The 19899-nt window shown below is 71.7% G+C and carries 17 protein-coding genes; 5 read left to right on the plus strand and 12 right to left on the minus strand.

From position 1 onward, the window contains the following. The first annotated feature begins 8 nt into the window (after positions 1 to 8). Together ACIBSV_RS38260 and ACIBSV_RS38265 are read left to right on the plus strand one after the other, a co-directional pair. Positions 9 to 281, plus strand: a complete 273-nt coding sequence (locus ACIBSV_RS38260) for a hypothetical protein (protein ID WP_395871497.1) — start codon at positions 9 to 11, stop codon at positions 279 to 281. A 212-nt stretch (positions 282 to 493) separates the two neighbouring features. Then, a complete protein-coding gene (locus ACIBSV_RS38265; protein WP_395871499.1) occupies positions 494 to 1273 on the plus strand; it encodes an SDR family NAD(P)-dependent oxidoreductase in 780 nt (259 codons plus the stop codon). Between the two features lie 146 nt (positions 1274 to 1419). Here ACIBSV_RS38265 and ACIBSV_RS38270 read toward each other — a convergent pair whose 3' ends face one another. From ACIBSV_RS38270 to ACIBSV_RS38285, 4 genes are all read right to left on the minus strand, one after another. Next, complete coding sequence (locus ACIBSV_RS38270; RefSeq protein WP_395871598.1) at positions 1420 to 1878, minus strand: MarR family winged helix-turn-helix transcriptional regulator; 459 nt, start codon at positions 1876 to 1878, stop codon at positions 1420 to 1422. A 78-nt stretch (positions 1879 to 1956) separates the two neighbouring features. Then, a complete protein-coding gene (locus tag ACIBSV_RS38275) occupies positions 1957 to 2160 on the minus strand; it encodes a DUF6196 family protein (RefSeq protein WP_395871502.1) in 204 nt (67 codons plus the stop codon). Positions 2161 to 2179: 19 nt separating this feature from the next. Then, positions 2180 to 3274 (minus strand): chitinase, encoded by a 1095-nt coding sequence (locus ACIBSV_RS38280; protein ID WP_395871600.1) that lies wholly within the window; start codon positions 3272 to 3274, stop codon positions 2180 to 2182. A 260-nt stretch (positions 3275 to 3534) separates the two neighbouring features. After that, positions 3535 to 4194: a TetR/AcrR family transcriptional regulator gene (locus ACIBSV_RS38285; RefSeq protein ID WP_395871505.1), complete on the minus strand. Its 660-nt coding sequence runs from the start codon at positions 4192 to 4194 to the stop codon at positions 3535 to 3537. 190 nt (positions 4195 to 4384) lie between these two features. On the opposite strand from ACIBSV_RS38285, the gene ACIBSV_RS38290 reads away from it, so the two are divergent. Then, the gene (locus tag ACIBSV_RS38290; protein ID WP_395871507.1) at positions 4385 to 6016 is read left to right on the plus strand and encodes a flavin-containing monooxygenase; all 1632 of its coding nucleotides are present in this window, start codon (positions 4385 to 4387) and stop codon (positions 6014 to 6016) included. Here ACIBSV_RS38290 and ACIBSV_RS38295 read toward each other — a convergent pair. The 3 genes from ACIBSV_RS38295 to ACIBSV_RS38305 form a co-directional block, all read right to left on the minus strand. Then, positions 5986 to 7218 (minus strand): styrene monooxygenase/indole monooxygenase family protein, encoded by a 1233-nt coding sequence (locus ACIBSV_RS38295; RefSeq protein WP_395871510.1) that lies wholly within the window; start codon positions 7216 to 7218, stop codon positions 5986 to 5988. The genes ACIBSV_RS38290 and ACIBSV_RS38295 overlap by 31 nt on opposite strands. Positions 7219 to 7254: 36 nt before the next feature. Continuing rightward, positions 7255 to 7734: a hypothetical protein gene (locus tag ACIBSV_RS38300; protein WP_395871513.1), complete on the minus strand. Its 480-nt coding sequence runs from the start codon at positions 7732 to 7734 to the stop codon at positions 7255 to 7257. 256 nt (positions 7735 to 7990) lie between these two features. Beyond that, the gene (locus tag ACIBSV_RS38305; RefSeq protein ID WP_395871516.1) at positions 7991 to 10564 is read right to left on the minus strand and encodes a DEAD/DEAH box helicase; all 2574 of its coding nucleotides are present in this window, start codon (positions 10562 to 10564) and stop codon (positions 7991 to 7993) included. A 143-nt stretch (positions 10565 to 10707) separates the two neighbouring features. On the opposite strand from ACIBSV_RS38305, the gene ACIBSV_RS38310 reads away from it, so the two are divergent. Then, positions 10708 to 11886 carry a MalY/PatB family protein gene (locus ACIBSV_RS38310; RefSeq protein WP_395871518.1) on the plus strand — a complete coding sequence of 393 codons (1179 nt, stop codon included), beginning with the start codon at positions 10708 to 10710 and terminating at the stop codon, positions 11884 to 11886. 41 nt (positions 11887 to 11927) lie between these two features. On the opposite strand, the gene ACIBSV_RS38315 is transcribed toward ACIBSV_RS38310, so the two are convergent. Next, a complete protein-coding gene (locus ACIBSV_RS38315) occupies positions 11928 to 12452 on the minus strand; it encodes a hypothetical protein (protein WP_395871520.1) in 525 nt (174 codons plus the stop codon). Between the two features lie 358 nt (positions 12453 to 12810). Here ACIBSV_RS38315 and ACIBSV_RS38320 point away from each other — a divergent pair, with 358 nt between their 5' ends. Beyond that, complete coding sequence (locus ACIBSV_RS38320; RefSeq protein ID WP_395871522.1) at positions 12811 to 15117, plus strand: glycosyl hydrolase family 18 protein; 2307 nt, start codon at positions 12811 to 12813, stop codon at positions 15115 to 15117. Between the two features lie 169 nt (positions 15118 to 15286). Here the strand turns inward: ACIBSV_RS38320 and ACIBSV_RS38325 are convergent, their stop codons facing one another. The 4 genes from ACIBSV_RS38325 to ACIBSV_RS38340 form a co-directional block, all read right to left on the minus strand. Next, positions 15287 to 16258: an aldo/keto reductase gene (locus ACIBSV_RS38325; protein WP_395871524.1), complete on the minus strand. Its 972-nt coding sequence runs from the start codon at positions 16256 to 16258 to the stop codon at positions 15287 to 15289. Positions 16259 to 16466: 208 nt separating this feature from the next. Next, on the minus strand, positions 16467 to 17429 hold the full coding sequence (gene speB / locus ACIBSV_RS38330) for an agmatinase (protein WP_395871526.1): 963 nt from the start codon (positions 17427 to 17429) through the stop codon (positions 16467 to 16469). Then, positions 17426 to 18313 carry a nitrilase-related carbon-nitrogen hydrolase gene (locus ACIBSV_RS38335; RefSeq protein WP_395871528.1) on the minus strand — a complete coding sequence of 296 codons (888 nt, stop codon included), beginning with the start codon at positions 18311 to 18313 and terminating at the stop codon, positions 17426 to 17428. The genes speB and ACIBSV_RS38335 overlap by 4 nt, the downstream gene beginning before the upstream one ends. A gap of 2 nt (positions 18314 to 18315) precedes the next feature. Further along, positions 18316 to 19845 carry a purine-cytosine permease family protein gene (locus ACIBSV_RS38340; RefSeq protein WP_395871530.1) on the minus strand — a complete coding sequence of 510 codons (1530 nt, stop codon included), beginning with the start codon at positions 19843 to 19845 and terminating at the stop codon, positions 18316 to 18318. Positions 19846 to 19899 lie beyond the last annotated feature (54 nt).

Genomic DNA, 19899 nt, shown 5'->3' on the forward strand with positions numbered 1-19899 from the left:
GTGGAACTGTGCCGAATGATCATCGAGAGCGGCCCGCTGCCGACGGCCCCGGGGCCGAGTGGGTACAGACTCCGCCGGACGCGGAGATCCGTCGGGTGTACGAGCCGGTGGAGATCCGTAATCGCGACGGCAGTTGGGCACTCGGGCGGATCAACGCCCGATGGCACGGCGGCCGCGGCGAGGACTGGTGCCGGCTGCGGATCGTGGGCAGCGACCGCCCGGCCCGCTGGGTCCCCTTCGATCCGGACGTGTTCGTCGAATTGCAGATCGACGGGACCTGAGCGGCGGGACCCGATCGACGGAACCGGAGCATCGTCACGAGTCGCCGGGACCGGGCCGCCGTCCCGGACCGATCACCAACGAGACCCGATCATGGCGGATCGCCTCGACACCCTCGTGTGAGCGGGCATGCCGCGATTGCCCGGCCGGACAACGGCTCGGTTGCGGGCACCCTTTAGGCTCGGTCGCCTTCGAGACAACCGAGGAGGGCGTCGTGTCCGACGAACAGGGTTTTCCGGCAACCGGCAGGCGGGTGTTGGTCAGTGGTGCCGCACGGGGTTTGGGGCGGGCGATCGCGCACGCGTTCGCGGCCCAGGGCGACCGGGTGGCCGTGCACTACGGGTCGCGGCGGGAGGAGGCCGAGGCCACCCTGGCGGACCTGCCGGGTGGAGGTCACGTACTGGTCGGCGCGGATCTGGCGGTGCCGGACGAGGTCGAGCGACTGGTGGCCGAGGTGGAGGACGCGCTGGGCGGGATCGACGTCCTGGTCAACAACGCGGCCGTGAACACCCCGCATCCGCCGGCCGACACCGGGTACGCCGAGTGGGTCGCGGCCTGGCAGCGGCACGTCGCGGTGAACCTGGTCGGCGCCGCCGGGCTGAGCCACCTCGCCGCCCGCGGGATGATCAGGCGCGGCAGCGGCGGGCGGATCGTCAACGTCGGCTCGCGCGGCGCGTTCCGCGGCGAGCCGGACCATCCGGCCTACGGCGCCACCAAAGCCGGCCTGCACGCGCTCGGCCAATCCCTGGCGGTGGCACTGGCCCCGCATCGCATCGCGGTCGCCTCGATCGCCCCCGGCTTCATCGACACCGACCGGGTCGCGAACCGCCTGTCGGGGGCCGAAGGCGCCGCCATCCGCGCGCAGAGCCCATTCGGTCGCGTCGCCGACCCCGCCGAAATCGCGGCATCCGTCGTGTGGTTGGCCTCCCCGGACGCCGAGTGGGCCTCCGGCACCATCCTCGACCTCAACGGCGCCTCGCACCTGCGGACCTGACCGGTCGAGCCTCCTACATTATCCATTCGCACCACGACCCATCGTGCTGCCGGCTCGGATGGTCGCCGAACACAGGGGCGCGGATCTGTCCATCGGCCGATTCACCGTGTTCGGCACCTCCCGAGACCGGCGCGGGCGCCGTCGTCTCAGCGCCCGATCGCGACGGAGCGGCCCTCGTCCAACTCCATGAACACCGCCGGCACCTGGTTGTCCAGCACCAGTCGGCTCAGCAGTTCGGCGAGCCTGGCCCGATCGGCGGCGGCGAGGCCGGCCGGCAGCGTGTCCACCCGGCGGCACGTCTCGGCGTAGAACTCCTCGGCGAGGTGGGCGCCTTCCTCGGTGAGCCCGATGCGCACCGCGCGTCGGTCCTGCGGGTCGGACTCGCGCCGCACCAACCCGCGCTGCACCGTGCGATCCACCAACCCGGTCAGGCTCGACTTCGCCAGCCCGAGCATCTCGCCCAGTTCGCCCATGCCGTACGGCTGCGGCATCAGCACGCAGAGCAGTTGTCCCTGCTGTGGGGTCAGTCCGTGTTCCCGGCCCGATTCGGCATACACCGCATTCACCAGGAATGCGGAACGCACCAAGGCGGTGACGACCCCCATCTCACCCACGGTCTTTCCCATTCGTCCAGAATACGGCACCCTCGGAAGGCATGGTCCGAGCCGACGCCGGGCCGCGCGTTATGGCCAACACGTCGCGCACAGCGACTCGATCACGGCAACGGCGTCCGGGAGCAACCGCATCGGACAGCCCCCATGGCCGTGAATGCCGCCGTGCCGGCGGTTGTTGCCGCAGACCACGAAAACCTTTGCCGGTTCGCGGTCGCGGCAGTACGCCGTGACACACCGTCCGCCCCGGATCGACCGGGGCGGACGGTGTGTCACGGCACAGGTCGGTGCCGGGTCAGCGGCCCTGGAGGGCCTTGACGTTGTTGCCGAAGCTCCAGCTCCTGGATCCGTCCCAGTTCAGCGACCAGGTCATCAGACCCTTGAGGCCGCCGCTGTAGCGGTTCCACGCCTGGGCCACCTGACTGGGCGTCATGTAGCCGCCGCCGGCGCCCGGTTGCGCGGGAAGGCCGGGAACCTGCTTGTCGAACGGCACCTTGATCGTGGTGCCCTGGATGACCAGGCCCCGGTTCAGGCAGTCCGTCTGCGCGGTGAAGCCGGCGACCGTACCGGCCGAGTACGAGTCGCCGGAGCAGCCGTACATGTTGCCGTTGTAGTACTGCATGTTCAGCCACCACAGTCGACCGTTGTCCACGTACTTCTTCACGATCGGCAGGTACGCGCCCCAGATCGAGCCGTAGGTCACGCTGCCGCCGGTGACGTAGGCGGTCTCGGGTGCCATGGTCAGGCCGAAGCCGGCCGGCATCTGGGCCAGGATGCCGTCGATGATGCGCACCAGGTTGGCCTGCGAGGTGGACAGCGTGTTGATGTTGCCGCCGCCGACCAGGCCGGTCTCGATGTCGATGTCGATGCCGTCGAAGTTGTAGGTCTTCAGGATCGGCACGATGGTCGCGACGAACCGGTCTGCGACGGCACGGGAGTTGAGGTCGATGCCGGCCGCCGCGCCGCCGATCGACATCAGGATGGTGGCGCCCGCGTCCTTGGCCTGACACATCTCGGTCGGTGTGGCGACTTTGACGGTCGAGTCCATCCCGTCCTGCCACAGAGCGGTGCCGTCGTTGAGGATGACCGGGAACGCCGCGTTGAGCACGTTGTAGCCGTGCGCGGCGATCTGCGGATTGGTGATCGGGGTCCATCCGAACGGCGGATGCACACCGTTCACGGCGCCGTCCCAGTTCTCCCAGTAGCCCTGGAGCACCTTGCCCGCGGGCTTCGGCTTGACCGCGCAGACGCTGCCCAGCGATGCGCTCGCGGTGCTCGTCCGGTGCGAAGTGTTCTTGGCGTCACCCTCGTTCGGTGCGGCGGCGACCGATCCGGCGACGGTGAAGGCGACCGCCAGGGCGGCTCCCAGCAGGCGTGACGTCCGACCCATCATGCTCGATTCCCTTTCGGCACTTCGAGCGCGGCCGGGCACGGAAGGAACGTCCTGCGTGGCACGCCTACCTCCCGGGCGGGGACGGGCCCGGAGACTCACGTGGTGCGGTTGCCACGACGGTAAAGTGGTCCAGACCTTACGGTCAATAGGTCTGGACCACTGGCAAAGTCCGGCAAATGCCCCCGCGCGCCCGATCGTTCGACCGCACCTCGGCGGGGCGCCGCCGTCGCGGAACCAGGACGCGGCCCGCCTCGGGATCAGCGCGGTGGGGCGGGGGCCCGGTAGATGGTGGCGATCCAGATCGCGAGCAGCGTGTCGACCGCGTCGGCCTCGGCCAGGGCGGGTTGTTCGGCGGCGAACGTCGCGTGCAGCACCCGTTCGTTCATCGAGGTGAGCGCGATGGCCAGGTCGCGCGCGGGCAGCCCCTCGGGGGCCAGGCCGCGCTCGCGTTCGGCGTCGATCGCGCGGGTCGCCTGGCGGACCCACGTCTCCATCACCCGAGCCCACAGCTCACGCACCTCGACGTTGGTCCCGCAGGCCCGACCGGCCGCGAGGGTCACCGCGCGATGTGCCCGGAAGGTGGCGAAGAAGGCGTCGATCGCCGTGCGCCAGTGGGCGGTCCGGTCCCGGGGCGGCCCGTCCGGCGCGGCCGTCGAGGCCGCGTCGGCCTCGGCGACGACCCGGTCGATCAACGCGAGCAGGACCGCCTCCTTGGAGGCGAAGTAGAAGTAGAAGGTGGGTCGGGAGATGCCCGCCCCACGAGCCAGGTCGTCGACGGAGATGCCGCTCAGGTCGCGCTCGCCGAGCAGTCGCTCGGCGGTGGCCAGGATCGCCTGCTCCCGGTCGGCGCCCGAGGGGCGGGACTCGCGCCGGCCCCGGCGCGGACGGGTGGTGTCCTGCGCGGACGCGTCGCTCACCCCCGAACCCTACCGCCGACCCACGGACTCGACACTGTGTTGACCGGATCGACAACACGTCGATAACGTGGGTGGGCCACCATCACCCGGCAGGCGCGTGTGTCGTTCGTGGCGTGTGGTCCGGGGTGTCGTACGCACCGCCCGGTCCCGGGTGCCCTCGGCGGCGCCCGGTCGCGAAATGGGGACTGGCATGGCCACGGAACACGTCGACGTCCTGATCGTCGGTGCCGGTCTCTCCGGGATAGTGGCCGCGTGCCACCTGCGTGAGCGTTCGCCGGGCAAGTCCGTGCTGATCCTGGAGGGTCGCGACGCGATCGGCGGAACCTGGGATTTGTTCCGCTACCCCGGGATCCGCTCCGACTCGGACATGCACACGCTCGGGTACTCCTTCCGCCCGTGGACCGCCGCCGAGTCGATCGCCGGCGGCGCGGCGATCCGGGACTACATACGCGACACCGCGCGCGAGCACCGCGTGGACGAACTGGTGCGCTTCGGCCACCGGGTGCTCGACGCCGAGTGGTCCGGCGAGACGGCCCGCTGGACGGTCCGGGCCGAACGTACGCCCACCGGCGGCGAATCCGGCGTGGACCGGCAGCACGACCGGGACGGGACCGCGGCCCGGAACGCGAGTGCGAACACGACCCGGGAGCCGGGTGGGACCACGACCCGGGAGCCGGGTGGGACCGCGACCGAAAGCGTCGAGTTGACCTGCTCGTTCCTGTTCGTATGCACCGGCTACTACCGCTACGACCAGGGCTACACCCCGGACTTCCCCGGCCTGGCCGACTTCGCCGGTCGGGTCGTGCACCCGCAGGCGTGGCCCGAGGACCTGGACTGCGCCGACAAACGGGTGGTGGTGATCGGCAGCGGCGCGACCGCCGTCACCCTGGTCCCGTCGCTGGCCCGCACGGCCGCACACGTGACCATGCTCCAGCGCTCGCCCGGCTACGTGATGGCGCTGCCCTCGCGCGACGTACTGGGCGCCCGGTTGCGCCGGGCGCTGCCGGATCGGTTCGCCTATCCGCTGATCCGGGCCAAGAACGTCGGCATGGCCATGCTCGCGTTCCACGTCTCGCGCCGGGCACCGGCGTTGATGAGGTCGTTGCTGCGCAAGGACGCGATCCGCCGACTGCCCGAGGGCTACGACGTGGACACCCACTTCGCCCCGCGCTACAACCCGTGGGACCAGCGGATGTGCTTCGTCCCCGACGGCGACCTGTTCACCGCCCTGCACGGCGAACGCGCCTCGATCGTCACCGACACCATAGCCGGCTTCACCGAGACCGGCCTGCGCCTGAACTCCGGCGCCGAACTGGCCGCCGACGTCGTGGTGACCGCGACCGGTCTGAACCTGCTCGCCATCGGCGGGATGACGCTGCGGGTGGACGGGACCCCGGTCGAGTTGTCCGAAACGGTGGCCTACAAGGGCATGATGCTCTCCGGCGTGCCCAACTTCGCGCTCGCGCTGGGCTACACCAACGCCTCCTGGACGCTCAAATGCGACCTGGTCAGCCAGTACGTCTGCCGGCTGCTGAACCACATGGACGCGCACGGCTATCGGGTCTGCCTGCCACAGGCCCCCTCGGCCGACGCACCGCTGGAGCCGCTGATCGACCTGAAGTCCGGCTATGTGCTGCGCGCCACCGCGAAGTTGCCCAAGCAGGGGCCGACCACGCCGTGGCGGCTGCACCAGAACTATCCACGCGACGTGCTGATGCTCAAGCACGGCTCGCTCCGGGATCGCGGCATGCGCTTCGCCCGTACGGCCACCCGTCCGCGCCCGGCGGTCGATCAGGCCGGCGCGCCGACCTCGCGCAGATAGGCGTCCGTCCGGTCCGGCTCGTACAGGAAGTTCTCGAAGTCGGCCGGGGTGTCGATGGCGCGAGCCACCCGATCCGCCACGTGCCGGTTGTCGTTGCCCGCCGCGAGCAGCCGCACCACATGCTCGGGCGGCGGCGCGAGCAGCGCGGTGGTGAACTTCACCGAGTGGCGGGCGTACGCCCAGAACCGCTCGAAGGTGTCCAGCATCCAGTCCCGGTCGAACGGCTTGTCGCCGTGCTCGACGATCGCGGCAAGGTACACCGCCGCCGCGCGGGCCGCGCTGTTCGCGCCCTGACCGCTGATCGGGTCGTTCGCCACCACCACGTCCGCGATGCCCAACGCGAGCCCGCCCGAGGGGAGTTCCGCAACCGGGCGGCGCACCACCGGGGTGAAGGAGCCGCTGAGCACGCCGAGTGCGTCGGTCAACTCGGCCGCGCGCGTGCGCTCGTAGTCCCACGGCGCGTACGTGCGGATCAACTCCAGTGTCAGCGCCCAGTGTTCCTGCGCGTCGCGAACGCCGGTGAACAGGTCGAACGGACCGCCCGGGATCGCCTCGACGAGCACGATCTCGCACGGCCCGGTCAGCGTGAGGCCGGGCAGGTAGTACAACTCGCCCAGTCCCGGGATCACGTTCAGGTGCACCGCCTGGCGGCCGACCTCCGGGCGCGGCGTGACGCCGTGTAGGTAGGAAACGGCCAGCCGGCGCTGCGGAACGGTGTGCACCGAGCGCTCGTGATCGCGGTCGAACATGGTGACCAGTTCGCCCTTGCCCGCCGCGACGATCACCAGGTCGTAGTTCCGGCTGTACCAATCGATGTCGCCGACCGAGACCGGATGCAGCACCACGTGGCCGCCTCGCTGGGCGAACAGCTCCAGCCAGGTGGACATCTTCAACCGCTGGTCGACCGACTCGGACCCGCCCATGTCGCCGAGCCAGTCGACGAACGGCACACCGTCCGGGCCGGGGATGGTGAACCCGGTGTGCGGCAGCTTGGGCACCTGGTCGTCCCACAGGTCCAGGTTCTGCGCCGCCTCCAGGGCGAGTTGCGACGGGAACATCATCTGCGTCGAGCTGACCCGGCCGGCCCGGATCTCCTCCGGGGTGCGCTCGGTCATCACGGTGACGTCGTAGCCATGGTCCTGGAGCCCCAACGCGAGCTGAAGCCCGGAGTGGCCGGCACCGACGACGAGGATCCTGCGCACGGATGACGCTCCTTCCGGTTCACGGTCGAATGCATGTTATGACCACGCATCCTGTGCCCGGACGGGCGCCCTCGGTATCCCGGACCTGATCGCGCCTGCGGCGGGGGAGGCGAACACGGCTGATGCCGAAGCTGCTTGGTCGAACGCGGCCTGATCCACCAGGATCCGCCGGGCAGGGCCTAGGCGGGCGGGGCGTCGCGGCGGGCGCGGTGGAGCAGCCAGGGGATCGTCAGGTGGTGAATCGGCGCGGCGGCGCCCCGGATCGGTCGCATGATTGGGCCGCTCGAAGCGCACCACCGTGGTCCACACGACGCTCACGTCGCGCACGAGCACGATGTTGTGCGCGGTGATCAGGCGCGAGCGGGCGGTCACGGTGATCGAGTCGGCGTCGGCCGCCGCGATCGGCCAACCCAGGATGTGCTTCGGCGAGGGTCTCGGGCCCAACCGCAGGCGCAGCACCGCGGTCCATCCGGTGAGCAGCACGCCACGCAGGGCGAGCGGGGCACCCTCGAACACGGCGCGGGCCCATTGTTCGGGCGTCCACGAGCGTGCCGTCGAGGTGGGCAGCTCGAACGCCGAGGTGTAGTGGGCACCCGCCGGGTCCGGTCGGACGGGAGGTCCGACGGTACTTCGACGCGTCGTGCGCGGTCGGTACTCACGCGGCCCTCCCTGCGACGACGATCCGGCGGCCTCGATCCCAGCCGGGGCATCCGGGGCGGAATCCATCGGCACACCATCGACGGCGCGGGGCCGGTGGGGGCGATGGGAGCGGTCAGGGCGGCGGCGCGGGCCGGCAGTAGGAGCGGCTGACCCGACGGTCGGCCACCCGGACCAGGGCCTCCAGGAAGGCGAGGCGGAAGGGGCCCAGTCCCGGGGCGTCGCACAGCCGGAGCACGCGCGCGGTCCAGGCCGCGGACGTGCCCGGGGCCCGCGAGGCGTCCGGGGCTCCCCAGGCGCCCGCGCGGGGATCGACGTGCGTGCCGCCCGCGAGGAGCACGGTCGGGTCCAGCACGATCGCGGGCACTCGGCGGTCGCCGGGCACCTCGACCGGGCCGAACCGGTCGCCGGTCTCGACGCCGAGCACGCGCGGCACCGCGCGTTCCACCTCGTCCGGCATCGGCCGGATCGCCACCCGGACCTGCCCGTGGTGCGCGGCGACCAGGTAGGTGATCAGGTCCGCGTCGGGCACGCCGGTGAGCAGGTGGACCTCGGGGTGCAACAGGGCCAGCACGGAGACCAGTTCGTGCCGGAAGTGCGCGCGCGAGTGCGTGCCCCGGTCGTGGCCGGACTTCGCCCATGGGCCCGGGCCCGGTGGTTCGGCGCCGGGCGGGCAGTCGTCGCACAACATTGCCTGGAACGCGGCATGCGCCTTGCCCAGGTCGTGGTACCGCCCGGCGAGCGCCGCGGACGTGACCAGGTGTCCGGGGATCACGAACCCCGTCTCGGCCAGCTCGCCGGCCACCGTACGCACGTCGCGCTCGACGTCGGCCAGATGTTGGGGCAGGTCGACCCAGCGCTGCGCGCACGGCTCCTCGGGCCGCTCGACGTCGGCCGGGGCGACGTCGTCGCGGAGGCGGTCGTCGCGGAGGCCGTTGTCGCGGAGGCCGTTGTCGAGGCGAACGACCGGGACCGGCCCCGGGTGCCGGCTCCCCCAGCCCGATGCCGCGTGGTAGCAGCCGACTTCGGCGGCGGCCAGCACCACCGCGCCCGGTCGCAGGTCGGCCGCCGTCAACGGCCGGCAACCGCCGGCCCGATCGAAGGCCCACCACCCGCTCGGCCGGCGGGCCAGCGCGTCGGCCACCTCGGCGACCGGCACCGGGCACATCTCCACCCGGCGGGGGTACGGCTCGCGCTCGTCGGGGCGGCCGTTCGGCCAGTGCCGCCACGCCACCGCGACGTGCGGATCGGCGTCGTCCCGGATCCAGCGAGCCACCTCGTCGGCCCCCGCCTCGTCGGCGTCCGGCGCCGGCAGCGTGTCGAACAGCCGCATCAGGTCCGCGCGCCGCAACACGTACCGTACCGGAGCGCCCGTCGCCACCGCGATCCGCGGCCACCGGGCGGTGGTCACCGCGTGCCCCTCCAGATCGGTCAACGCCCTTGCCGCGCACCGCAGATCCGCACCGGCGTAGGGCACGTGTCCGGCCCCGCCGGCCCGGTCCATCGGCGGCCACGTCCACACCAGGCGCGCATCCGACTCTCGGCCGTCGCGATTGCACCGCCCGGCCCGCTGCACGATCGACGGCCACGGGGCCACCTCGGTCAGCAGCACCCGCGCGGTGACATCCACGCCGGCCTCGACGACCTGGGTGGTCACCACGATCTGCCCGGCCGGCCCCGGCTCCTCGGCCAACCGCTGGATCAGCGCGGCGCGTTCGGGCGGGCGGAAGCGCGCGTGCAGGCCGAGCACCTCGGGTGCGAGCGCCCGTCCGGTCGCCAGGACGTCCAGCGCCGCCCGTACCGCGTCGGCCCGTTCGTCCGTGTTCAGGACCGCCATCGTTCGAGTCCCCGGCCGATGCCGGCGGAGCAGTTCCTCGGCCACGGCCGTCGGGTAGGACTCGGGAATCGCGGGCATGGCGGCGAACTCGATCGTGCGTACCGCCTCCAGGCGTCGGGCCAACTCGGCCTCGACGGGCAGGTCCAGCGCGTTCACCACGCGGGCCACCGTGGGGTGGTCCGGGGTGCCCAGCCGGGACGGATCGGGCATCGCCGTCATCCACATCGTCGACGAGCCGCCCACCGTGCCCAACTCGTCGCGCAAACCCTGAAGTTGCGCCGACGTCTCCAACCCCGGCCCCATCAGGTAGGGCTCGTCGAAGACGAACCGGGTGCCGGCGTGCAGCAGTCCGAACGACAGCGGCCAGGACGCCCGCCCTTCGCCCTGGCCGCGCATCAACAGGCGGGACAACACCAGGTCCTGGGTCCCGATCAGGACGGTGGGCCGGGCCGGCCGCACCTGCCAGTCGTCGGCCTCGGGCTCGGCCCCGACGGACAACACGTGCACGTCGACGTCCCCGGCGTGGCCGAGCCGCTCGATCCATGCGCCGATCAGCCGATGGGTCTGCTCGACCGAGGAGCGCAGCGGCAACACGTAGACCAGCCGGCCGGGTGTCGCCCGGCGCACCGCGGACCTGGGATGCGCCAACCTCCGCCACAACCACGGCAATACGGCCGCGACCGTCTTCCCGCACCCGGTCGGCACGCACAACACCTGCGGCAGATCGTCCCGCGCGAGGGTTTCCTGATACGCGTACGGCACCGATCCCGTCGCCGTGCGCACGAACTCGACGAAAGAGCATTCCGTCATCCGGTACATCACCGCCCCGTCGTCCGGCTTGAGGCCGGACACCGAGCATCCTGCCGGCCGGTGCCGACTTCGGTGGGCGAATCCCCCGACGGCGCCGGGCGACGCACCGGCTGGGCCGGCGCACGCCCGACGCACCCCGGCCACAGGCTGCGGCCCCGCCGGACGCCTCGCCTATGGTGGGATCCATGGAGAGCCTGCCGCGGTACATACCCGAGCACGCCAACCCGTTGCGCGCGCTTTCGCTCGCCGAGCTGCGGCAGCGCACCAGCGAGAAGTGGCGGGTGTACCCGCAGGACGTGTTGCCGGTGTGGGTCGCCGAGATGGACGTCCTGCCGGCCGAGCCGGTCGCGCAGGCGATCATCGACGCGGTCCGCCTCGGCGACACCGGCTATGCCACGGGTACCGCGTACGCCCAGGCCTTGTCCGACTTCGCCGCCAAGCGCTGGGACTGGCGCACCCTCGCGGTGGAACGCACCGCGATCGTGCCGGACGTGATGCTCGGTGTGGTCGAAATGCTCAGGCTGGTCACCGACCCCGGTGGTCGGGTGATCGTCAACTCGCCGGTGTACCCGCCGTTCTACGCGTTTGTCACGCATATGGACCGGCAGGTCGTCGAGGCCCCGCTCGGCGCGGATCACCGGATCGACCTCGATGTCCTGGAAGCCGCCTTCCGCGCGGCCGGCGCGACCGGCGAGCGGGTCGCCTATCTGCTGTGCAACCCGCACAACCCGACCGGCACCGTGCACACCGAGGCGGAGCTGACCGCGGTGGCGGCGCTGGCCGCCGAGTACGGGGTGCGGGTCGTGGTGGACGAGATCCACGCGCCGCTGGCCTCGCCGGACGTTCTCGTGCCGTACCTGAGCGTGCCCGGCGCGGAGAACGGCCTGTCGCTGATGTCCGCCTCCAAGGGCTGGAACCTGGCCGGGCTCAAGGCCGCGCTGGCGGTGGCCGGTCCGGCCGCCGCCGAGGACCTGGCCCGGATGCCCGCGGAGGCGGCCGACGGTTGCAGCCACCTCGGCGTGATCGCGCACACCGCGGCGCTGCGCGACGGCGTCGGGTGGCTGGACGCACTCCTGGTCGGGCTCGACGAAAACCGGCGCCTGTTGGCCGAACTGCTCGCCGACCGGTTGCCGAGCGTGCGCTACACCCCGGCCGAGGGCACCTACCTGGCCTGGCTGGACTGCCGCGAACTCGGCCTCGGCGACAGCCCGGCGACACGCTTCCTGGAACGCGGTCGGGTCGCCCTGAGCTGCGGCACGTACTTCGGCACCGGCGGCGCGGGGCATGCCCGATTCAACCTGGCCACCCACCCCGACATCCTCACCGAGGCGGTCGCCCGGATGGCGGCCTCGATCCGAGCCTAGGGAGTGTCTTCGGTCCCTGGGGCGCCGGACCGGCACGCTCACTACTGCGGTGGGCGCTGCCGGGCGGCGTACTCCAAGGCGTGCAGGAGGTAGGCGGCGGACGGGTCGGCGTGGTCGTTGCGCAGCGCCCACAGCGCGACCTCGGTGGGGAACTGTACGTCGGCGAACGCGATCACCACGCCCGTGCCGTCCAGGAACAGGCGGCTGCGGGCGCTGCCCAGGTCGATCCAGGTCGCGGCGACCGCGAGCGCGGCGCCTTCGTCCACGCAGGGCAGGTAGGCGAACCGGCCGTCGACGAGGTCGGCGGGCAGGGCCCGGACGGCCCGGCGGACCTGGGCCAGGTGCTCGTCGAACGCACGCCGGTGCTCGTGCGCCGGCCACGGCAGGCGCGAGCGCCACAGCAGGCACGTACACCAAGCGAGCACCTCGGCGACGTCCGGATCGGCGTCGGCGCCCGAGGGCCCGGCCGCGTCGGGGTGCGGCTCGGTACGCAACACGTGTCCGGCCCGGACCCGCGCGAACGTCTCGTCGGCGTCCCGCGGTCGATTCGGCTCTTCCTCGCTCAACGATCCGATCCCGTTCTCGCGCGTTTGTCGCGACACGTTCGGCCCCGACACCGCCACGGTAGTCCAACCACCCGGCTCACGACCGCACCCGCCTGCGTCGGCGGCTCGCCTCCTTGCCCGCATCCGGCCCGTGCGCGTCCAGCGGCTCCCAACGGCTGCCATTTGCAACGGACTTCGGCTGTTGACGTCCTGGTCCAGACCAATTACCTTCCAAGAGGCGTTTTGGTCCAGACCAATCCGCCATGCGACTGCTTCGGATCACGGTGGATGTCCCACATCGCCGATCGTGATCACCCCGGTGAGGCGCGCGCGTGCACGGTTCCGTACCGCCCTGTACCACGCACACAGGGAGAGAGCCATGTCCCCTCACAAGCGCAGATTCCGCAGCCGATTCCGCAGCCGGGCCCTGGCCCTGCTCGCCGTCCTCGTCCTGCCCTTGGCCGTGCTCACCGGGCTGTCCGCCGGTTCCGCCCAGGCCGCCGGCAAACTCACCGCGACGTTCTCCATCCAGGACAACGGCTCGTGGTGGAAGGGCACCTACGTCGTACACAACGGTGGCACCGCCGCCGTGACCGGCTGGCAGTTGGAGTTCGACCTGCCCGCCGGCGTCACCGTGACCGGCAACTACTACGGCGACGCCACGGTCACCGGCAGCCACGTCTCGGTCAAGAACGCCTACTACAACGGGACCATCGCGGCGGGCGGCAGCACCGACCCGTTCAGCTACTGGTTCATCGGCAACGGCCCGGCCGGGCCGCCCCTGCACTGCACCGTCAACGGCGACAAGTGCGACGGAACGCCCGACGTCCCGCCCTCCGCGCCGGGCGCCCCGCGGGCCACCACCGTCACCGCGCGCTCGATCGCGCTCGACTGGAGCGCCGCGACCGGCGGCGACTACCAGGTGGCGGGCTACGAGGTGGTCTCGGGCGGCACGACGGTCGCGACCGTGCCGACCAACTCGGCCACCCTCACCGGCCTGACGCCGGCCACCGCGTACACCTACGCGGTCCGGGCCAAGGACACCCGGGGCAACCTCGGCCCGCTCGGTCCGCCCACGACGGTGACCACCGTGGACCCGGCGAGCGATCCGACCCCGCCGACCGCGCCGGGCACCCTGCGCAGCACCGGCAAGACCTCCTCCACCGTCGCGCTGGCCTGGACCGCGTCGACCGACAACGTCGGCGTGGCCGCGTACGACGTCTATCGTGACGGCACCCTGGCCAAGACCGTCCCGGCCGGCACCACCGCGGCCACGATCGAGGCGCTGTCCCCGGTGACCAAGTACACCTTCACGGTCAAGGCCCGGGACGCGGCGGACAACGCCTCGCCCGCGTCCAACGCGCTCGACGTCACCACCGACGACATCGCCGGCGCGGGCAAGAACCTGCGGGTCGGTTACTTCGTGCAGTGGGGCATCTACGGGCGCCAGTACTTCGTGAAGAACCTGGACACCTCCGGCTCGGCGGCCAAGCTCGACGTGATCAACTACGCGTTCGAGAACATCGATCCGGTCAACCTGACCTGCATGGCCGGCGTCACCAAGGGCACCACCGCCAACCCGCAGGACCCCGACCAGGGCACCGGCGCGGGCGACGCGGACGCCGACTACGCCCGGCCGATGTCGGCCGCGCAATCGGTCAACGGGGTGGCCGACGACGGCTGGGCCAAGTTGCGCGGCAACTTCAACCAGCTCAAGCAACTCAAGGCGAAGTACCCGCACTTGAAGGTGGTCGTCTCGCTCGGCGGCTGGACGTACTCCAAGTTCTTCTCGGACGCGGCGGCCACCGAGGCGTCCCGGCAGAAGCTGGTCAAGTCCTGCATCGACATCTGGATCAAGGGCGACCTGCCGGTCTACAACGGCGCGGGCGGCCCGGGCACCGGCGCCGGGGTCTTCGACGGCATCGACGTGGACTGGGAGTGGCCCGGTTCGCCCGACGGCCACGCCGGCAACCACTACAACGTCAACGACAAGCAGAACCTGACCCTGCTGCTCGCCGAGTTCCGCAAGCAACTCGACGCGACGGCCGGTCCGCGCAAGCTGCTGACCGCGTTCACCCCGGCCGATCCGGTCAAGGTGAACCAGGGCTGGGACGTCTCGAAGATCTTCGACTACCTGGACGTCGCCAACGTGCAGGGCTACGACTTCCACGGCGCGGGCAGCGACAACTCCTGGGAGCCCAACCGCACCGGTGACCAGGCCAACCTGTACACCGACGCGCAGGACCCGTATCCGACCCACTTCAGCATCGACGACGCGGTGAAGATCTACACCGACGCCGGCGTCAACCCACGCAAGTTGACCATCGGATTCCCGTTCTACGGCCGAGGTTGGCAGGCCGTCGCCGACGGCGGCGCGCACGGCGAATGGCAGGCGGCCGGCGGGGCGGCACCCGGCCAGTTCGCCGAGGAGGCCGGGACCAGGGGCTACTCGAACCTCCTTGCCAGTGTGCCCAATCTGACCGTCTACCACGACGAACAATCCGTCTCGACCTACGGCTATACCGGGGCCGGCGGCCAGTGGTGGACGTTCGACGACGCGTGGTCGATCGCCAAAAAAACGGCCTACCTCAAATCCAAGAACCTACTCGGCGCGATGATCTGGGAGATGTCCGGCGACACCGCGAACGGAGCCCTGATCACCGCGCTCGACAACGGACTCAAGTAGCGCGCGGCAGTCGGCACGACAGGCAAGGCCGGCGCCGGGACAGTCGTCTCGACGTCCGATCCCCGTACCGCCGTCCGGTCCCCTCCGGACGGCGGTACGGCTCTGTTCGGCCCCGCGCCCGAAGCACGCGAGGTACGAGCGCAACGAGCCGCCCGCCCGGGGGTCCGGATCAGGCGAAACCCGCGACCGGTCGCGGTGTGTACGGCCGTTCCAGGCGGTCGATCTCGTCCTCGGTCAGCGACAGCGACAGCGCCGCCACCGCGTCCTCGATGTGGCCGGGCTTGCCCGCGCCGACGATCGGCGCGGTCACCCCGGGCCGGCTCGCGATCCAGGCCAGCGCCACTTGCGCACGCGAGACGCCGCGCTCGGCCGCGATCGTGGCGACCGCCTCGACGATCGGCCGGTCCGCCTCGCCGTACAGCGTCTTGCCGAACTCGTCGGTCTCGCTGCGCGCGCTGTCCGCGCCCCAGTCGCGGGTGAGCCGGCCCCGGGCCAGCGGGCTCCACGGGATCACCCCCACGCCCTGGTCGGCGCACAGCGGCAACATCTCCCGCTCCTCCTCGCGATAGAGCAGGTTGAGGTGGTTCTGCATCGACACGAACCTGGTCCAACCGTGTCGCTCGGCGGTGTACTGGGCCTTGGCGAACTGCCACGCGTACATCGACGAGGCGCCGATGTAGCGGGCCTTGCCCGCCTTGACCACGTCGTGCAGCGCCTCCATGGTCTCCTCGATCGGCGTCGCGGTGTCCCAGCGGTGGATCTGGTACAGGTCCACGTAGTCCGTGCCCAGCCGGCGCAACGAGTTGTCGATCTCGGTCAGTACGGCCTTGCGGGACAACCCCGCCGCGTTGGGTCCGGGCCGCATCCGGCCGTTGAGCTTGGTGGCGATCACGATCTCGTCGCGGCGGGCGAACTCGCCCAGCGCCCGGCCGACGATCTCCTCGCTGGTACCGTCCGAGTAGACGTTCGCGGTGTCGAAGAAGTTGATCCCGGCCTCGACGGCCTGTCGGATCAGCGGGCGGGCGGCCTCCTCGGGCAGCGTCCAGGGGTGCGTGCCCCGCTCCGGCACGCCATAGCTCATGCAGCCGAGACAGATCCGCGAGACGTCCAACCCCGTGCTGCCGAGCTTCACGTACTTCATCCCGTGCCGTCCTCTTCCTCGTGCTCTCGTACGCCCCCGCGGGCCGCAGCCCACGCGCCGTGCGCGCCTGCCGCGTGGCACCGGCGAGACCCCGCCCACCGGCCGCGACGAACACGAAGATATCCCGCGCGGCGACCGCCCCCGTGAGCGGTCGCCGCGCCCGCGCGTCGAGTTCGTCGGCGTCGGCTCGACGCGGGCGTCCGCGCGGTCAGCCGGACAGGCCGTCGCGGCGGTTGCGGGCCAGGACGGAGAGCAGTTCGTAGCCCACGTGCGCGGCGGCGATGCCGGTCAGTTCCGCGTGGTCGTAGGCGGGCGCGACCTCGACGATGTCGGCGCCGACCACATTCAGGCCGACCAGGCCGCGCAGCGTGTTGAGCAGTTCGCGGCTGGTCAGCCCACCCGCCTCGGGCGTGCCGGTGCCGGGCGCGTGCGCGGGGTCGAGCACGTCGATGTCGACCGAGACGTAGACCGGACCGGTGCCCAGGCGGCGGCGTATGCGCTCCACCACCGAGGCGACGGTGGCGTCCTGGTAGTCGTCGCTGTGCACGACCTGGAAGCCCAGCACGCCGTCCTCACGCAGGTCGTCGGGCCCGTACAGCGGCCCGCGGATGCCCACGTGCAGGCAGCGGGTCGGATCCAGCAGGCCCTCCTCCGACGCGCGGCGGAACGGCGTGCCGTGCGTGTACGGCTCGCCGAAGTAGGTGTCCCACGTATCCAGGTGCGCGTCGAAGTGCACCACCGCGATCGGGCCGTGCTCGGCGGCCACCGCACGCAGCAGGGGCAGCGCGATGGTGTGGTCGCCGCCGATGGTCAGCAGCCGGGTGCCGCGCGCGGAGAAGGCGCGGGCGGCCTGCTCCAGGTCGGCGATCGCGGCGCCGATGTCGAACGGGTTGACCGCGATGTCGCCCGCGTCGGCGACCTGCTGCTCGGCGAACGGCGACACGTCCAGGGCCGGGTTGTAGGGCCGCAGCAGCTTGGACGAGGCGCGTACGTGCGCGGGGCCGAACCGGGCGCCGGGGCGGTAGCTGACGCCGCTGTCGAACGGCACGCCCACCACCGCGACGTCCACGTGCTCGACCTCGTCGGCTCGCGGCAGCCGCGCGAACGTGGCCGGGCCGGCGAAGCGGGGTACACGCGTGGCGTCGATGGGTCCTCGGGGGGCGCCGGTCATCGCTCGGTCCTTTCATCGGTGTGCTCGTCGAGGGAGGCGGAGGGGCCGGGGGCGGGGTTCACGATCGGTGCGTACAACTCCGGTCGGCGGTCGGCGAACACGTCGTTGTGCGCGCCGATCCGCTTGTCCCGGGCGTCGGCGAGCCGACAGCGGGCGAGCAGCAGGTGTTCGGCGTCCTCGGCCGGTGGACCGGCGAGCGGGAAGCCGTCCGGGTCGACGATGATCGAGCCGCCGACCCACGAGGTGCCGCGTTCGGGGCCGGCCCGGTCGCACGCGGCGACGAACACCCGGTTCACCGCGGCGTTCGCCTGCACCCGGATGTCCTCCGCCGGCCGCTCGTCGGCGGGTCGGGGCGCGAACGGCCAGTTCACCGGCGCGCACAGCAGGTCCGCGCCGCGCAGTGTCGCGGTGCGCACCCATTCGGGGAACTCCACGTCGTAGCAGACCAGGACCCCGATCCGCCCCACCCTGGTGTCCACCACCGGCGGCAACTCGCTTCCGGGGACGAACAGTTCGCTCTCGCGACCCCACAGGTGCGCCTTGCGGTAGCGGGCCCGTACGCCGCTCGGGTCGACCAGGACCGCCGAGTTGCGGATCGCCCCGTCGGCGTCGCGCTCGGCGAAGCCGCCCACCACGATCAGGTCGTGTCGCCGGGCCGCGTCCCGCCAGCCGGTCACGGTCGGCCCGTCCACCGGCTCGGCGAGCGCCGCGGCCTCGGCCGCGTCGCGCAACACATAGCCGCTGTTCACCAGTTCGGGCAGGACCAACACCTCGGCGCCGGCCTCGGCGGCCCGCTCGATCGCGGCCAGCGCCGCGCGGCGATTGCCGGCCACGTCGCCGACGGACAGCGCGAGTTGCGCGCAGGCCACCACGGTCTCGGTCACGTTCACACCCCCCGCGGCGCGTCGGCGCCTTCGAGCTCGGCCTCGCTCGCGCGCTCGGCGGCCCGTTCGGCGGTCAGGTCCAGATCGCGGCACAGCCACGCGTACAGCGCGCCGCCGACCAGCAGGCCGACCGCGAAGGACAGGTCCGCGCCGTCGAGCGCGTCCGCCACCGGTCCGGTGAAGAAGCTGGTCTTGAAGAACGGGATCATCGCCGCGAAGCCGACGGTGTAGGCGGTCAGACCGCGCCAGGACCACCGGCCGTAGATGCCGCGCGGGTCGAAGATCGCGGTGACCGCGTAGTGGCCGCGCCGGACGAGGTAGAAGTCCACCAGGTTGACGGCCGTCCAGGGGATCAGGAAGTAGAGCATCATCAGCACGAAGTCGTTGAAGCTGCCCAGGTAGTCGTCCGGGAGCACGATCGCGACCACGAAGACGATCGCCTCGATCGCCACGATCCCGGCCACCCGGACCCGCACCGTCGGCCGCACCGGCCGGAAGGCGTCGATCGCGCTGGTGGTGGTGAGCATCGCGCCGTAGGCGTTCACCGCCATGATGCTGATCAGCGCGAGCGAGGAGACCAGCACGGCGAACGTACCGAAGCCGGGCACGATGTCGTTGCCCACCCGGCGCACCGCGCCGATCGCGTCCGGGTCCGGCAGCGCGGAGGCGAGCAGCGCGCCCAGCGACATCAGCCACGCCGCCGAGCCGGCCGCGCCCGCGTAGGTCCACCAGATCACCTTGCGCGCGGGCACATCGGCGGGCAGGTAGCGGGAGTAGTCCGAGACATAGACGGCGTAGCTGATCTGGTATCCGGCCGCGCCGGAGAAGACCACCAGGAACGCGGTCCAGGACATCCCGCCGCCGCCGGCCGGTGTGGCCACGTCGAGGTTGACCATCGCGCCGACGCTGAGCACCCCGAAGACCGCGATCAGCGCGTAGGTCAGCCAGCGCTGGACCAGGTGCAGCAGGTCGTGGCCGACCACGGCGAGCACGATCGCGATCGAGATCAGTACCGCGTACCACAGTGTCGAGCCGCCCGGCAGCACGGTCTGCAGACCCTCGGTGGCCAGCACCACGTTGAACACGTTGAAGCCGACGTAGACGAACACGACCGCGACGAACGGGACGATCGCGCCGCGGATGCCGAACTGGGCGCGGGACTGGATCATCTGCGGCAGGCCCATCCGCGGACCCTGATTGGCGTGGAAGGCCATGAAGAAGGTGCCGAAGCACGCGCCGAGCACCACGGCCAGCACCGACCAGCCCAGTCCCAGGCCCAGGGCCGGACCGATGAAGCCGGTGACCATCGTGGTGAGCACGAAGTTGCCGGTGAACCAGAACGGGCCCTGGTGCCACACCTTGCCGTGCCGCTCGCGGGCCGGGACGTAGTCGATCGAGCGGGTCTCGATGGCCACACCCCCGGGACGCGGCGCGGTGTCCGCCCCGGGGCCGGTCGCGACCGGCCCGGCCGCCGGGACGGCGGCGTGGCGGGCGGTGGCGGGGGCCGCGCGCGGTGGCCTGGTGGCGTCCATGGGCTCTCCTGCGGTCCTGGTCCCGTTCGGTCGACGCGTCGGGGACGACGGTCG

Origin of the sequence: Embleya sp. NPDC050154, assembly GCF_044460165.1 — a bacterium.
Taxonomy (GTDB): domain Bacteria; phylum Actinomycetota; class Actinomycetes; order Streptomycetales; family Streptomycetaceae; genus Embleya.

What these genes read in the sequence shown, in the direction of transcription:
- ACIBSV_RS38270 (WP_395871598.1), bottom strand. Translation starts at nt 1,878, where the DNA reads ATGGGGGTCGTCACCGCCTTGGTGCGTTCCGCATTCCTGGTGAATGCG.
- ACIBSV_RS38280 (WP_395871600.1), bottom strand. Translation starts at nt 3,274, where the DNA reads ATGGGTCGGACGTCACGCCTGCTGGGAGCCGCCCTGGCGGTCGCCTTC.
- ACIBSV_RS38290 (WP_395871507.1), top strand. Translation starts at nt 4,385, where the DNA reads ATGGCCACGGAACACGTCGACGTCCTGATCGTCGGTGCCGGTCTCTCC.
- ACIBSV_RS38310 (WP_395871518.1), top strand. Translation starts at nt 10,708, where the DNA reads ATGGAGAGCCTGCCGCGGTACATACCCGAGCACGCCAACCCGTTGCGC.
- ACIBSV_RS38320 (WP_395871522.1), top strand. Translation starts at nt 12,811, where the DNA reads ATGTCCCCTCACAAGCGCAGATTCCGCAGCCGATTCCGCAGCCGGGCC.
- ACIBSV_RS38325 (WP_395871524.1), bottom strand. Translation starts at nt 16,258, where the DNA reads ATGAAGTACGTGAAGCTCGGCAGCACGGGGTTGGACGTCTCGCGGATC.
- speB (WP_395871526.1), bottom strand. Translation starts at nt 17,429, where the DNA reads ATGACCGGCGCCCCCCGAGGACCCATCGACGCCACGCGTGTACCCCGC.
- ACIBSV_RS38340 (WP_395871530.1), bottom strand. Translation starts at nt 19,845, where the DNA reads ATGGACGCCACCAGGCCACCGCGCGCGGCCCCCGCCACCGCCCGCCAC.